This window comes from Spirulina sp. 06S082, assembly GCF_034932145.1.
GTDB lineage: Bacteria > Cyanobacteriota > Cyanobacteriia > Cyanobacteriales > Spirulinaceae > CCY15215.
This window is the reverse complement of the sequence record NZ_JAYGHV010000478.1, coordinates 1-1756: the sequence shown is the minus strand read 5'-3', so window position 1 is coordinate 1756 and position 1756 is coordinate 1. Positions and strand designations below refer to the sequence as shown.

Here is a 1756-nt window from a genome sequence, read left to right as displayed (position 1 = left end):
TCCAGCAAGTCCTGATCGGCCCAGCCGAACACGGCAACGGCGTCGAGCTTTACGTCCACGGCGCGATCGTGAGCATTCTCGCTACGATGGACACGATCAAGGCGATGGAAGCGGAGTTCCGGACGGCGCAGGAATACGAGTTCCACAACCTGATCGACAAGGGAGTACTGGATACGGAGGCCAAACGCGACAAGTTCCTCGCGCTTTGTGCGGAGGAACTTGAGGGTAAGCGCCGTGAATGGAAAGACTTACAAGTTTCGGTGGTTGCGGGGGCAGGATTTGAACCTGCGACCTTCAGGTTATGGTCCGAAGGACGACGAGCTACCATCGCCGGCGAAGCTTCAGCTTTGCCGAAGCGATAGGATTGATTTTCAGGATATGGTTGCGGGGGCAGGATTTGAACCTGCGACCTTCAGGTTATGGTCCGCAGGACGACGCGCTACCTCGCCAGCGGAAGCGGAGCTTTCGCGCCAGCGACGCTGGCTGAACATATTGCTTGGTAATTTGGTTGCGGGGGCAGGATTTGAACCTGCGACCTTCAGGTTATGAGCCTGACGAGCTACCGGGCTGCTCCACCCCGCGATAAATCCTGAGCTTCCGGGCATACCCGGTCTTTTTGTTTTGCCGGTCCTCGAGGCTATCGCCTCTGTGGGTCGGCGGGGGGCTGCTCCACCCCGCGATAAGTTTTGAGCGTTCCGGGTTTTTCCCGGTTATGTTTGCCGGTCCTTGAGGCGGTTGCCTCTTCGGTTTGGCTGGGGCTGCTCGGCCCCGCGACAGGCCCTGCGGATTTTCGCAAGGCAAAAGGCAAAACGGGCCGCGAGAGCGACCCGTGAGTGTTCCAATTTTCGCAATTTTGAGAAGATATCAAGCTGTGTTGCACTTTGCAGACCTGGCAGCGACCTACTCTCCCGCGTCTTAAGACGAAGTACCATCGGCGCTGGGGCGTTTCACGGCCGTGTTCGGAATGGGAACGGGTGCAGCCGCCCCGCCATGACCACCAGGTCGGCAAAGCGCAACATGCATATGGCGACATATGCGAGTTGAATGAGAAGCTGGCGGGCGGCTAGTCCCTTTGTCTTAGTTTTGAACACGTCTTTTGTCTGCATTGCGCCCCGGAGCGAAGCTCCGCAAGCGCGACTGCGCGTCGCCAATCGTTTGGCGCGCCGTCCGCAGGGCCAGCTCCGTAAGGAGCGTACGGCCCGTGAGGACAAAACACACATCGAATTTATTCGATGAGCACGAGCAATGAGAACGATCAAGCCGATCGAGCTATTAGTACTGGTAAGCTTCACACATTACTGCGCTTCCACACCCAGCCTATCAACGTGGTAGTCTTCCACGACTCTCAGGGAATACTCGTTTTTAGGTTGGTTTCCCGCTTAGATGCCTTCAGCGGTTATCCATTCCGTATATAGCTACCCTGCTATGCCGTTGGCACGACAACAGGTCCACCAGAGATACGTCCATCCCGGTCCTCTCGTACTAGGGACAGATCCTATCAATATTCCTACACCCACGGCAGATAGGGACCGAACTGTCTCACGACGTTCTGAACCCAGCTCACGTACCGCTTTAATTGGCGAACAGCCAAACCCTTGGGACCTGCTCCAGCCCCAGGATGCGATGAGCCGACATCGAGGTGCCAAACAACCCCGTCGATATGGACTCTTGGGGGTCATCAGCCTGTTATCCCCGGCGTACCTTTTATCCGTTGAGCGATGGCCCTTCCACGCGGGACCACCGGATCACTATGACC

The 1756-nt window shown here is 57.0% G+C and carries 1 tRNA gene, 2 rRNA genes and 1 pseudogene; 1 reads left to right on the top strand and 3 read right to left on the bottom strand.

Annotation, left to right across the window (positions count from 1 at the left end):
- Positions 1–362, top strand: a pseudogene (locus VB714_RS27175) (hypothetical protein); the annotation flags it as partial.
- Positions 363–505: 143 nt separating this feature from the next.
- Here VB714_RS27175 and VB714_RS27170 read toward each other — a convergent pair.
- The 3 genes from VB714_RS27170 to VB714_RS27160 form a co-directional block, all read right to left on the bottom strand.
- Positions 506–582, bottom strand: a tRNA-Met gene (locus VB714_RS27170).
- Positions 583–887: 305 nt separating this feature from the next.
- A 5S ribosomal RNA gene (rrf, locus tag VB714_RS27165) occupies positions 888–1002 on the bottom strand.
- 249 nt (positions 1003–1251) lie between these two features.
- A 23S ribosomal RNA gene (locus VB714_RS27160) occupies positions 1252–1756 on the bottom strand; the annotation flags it as partial.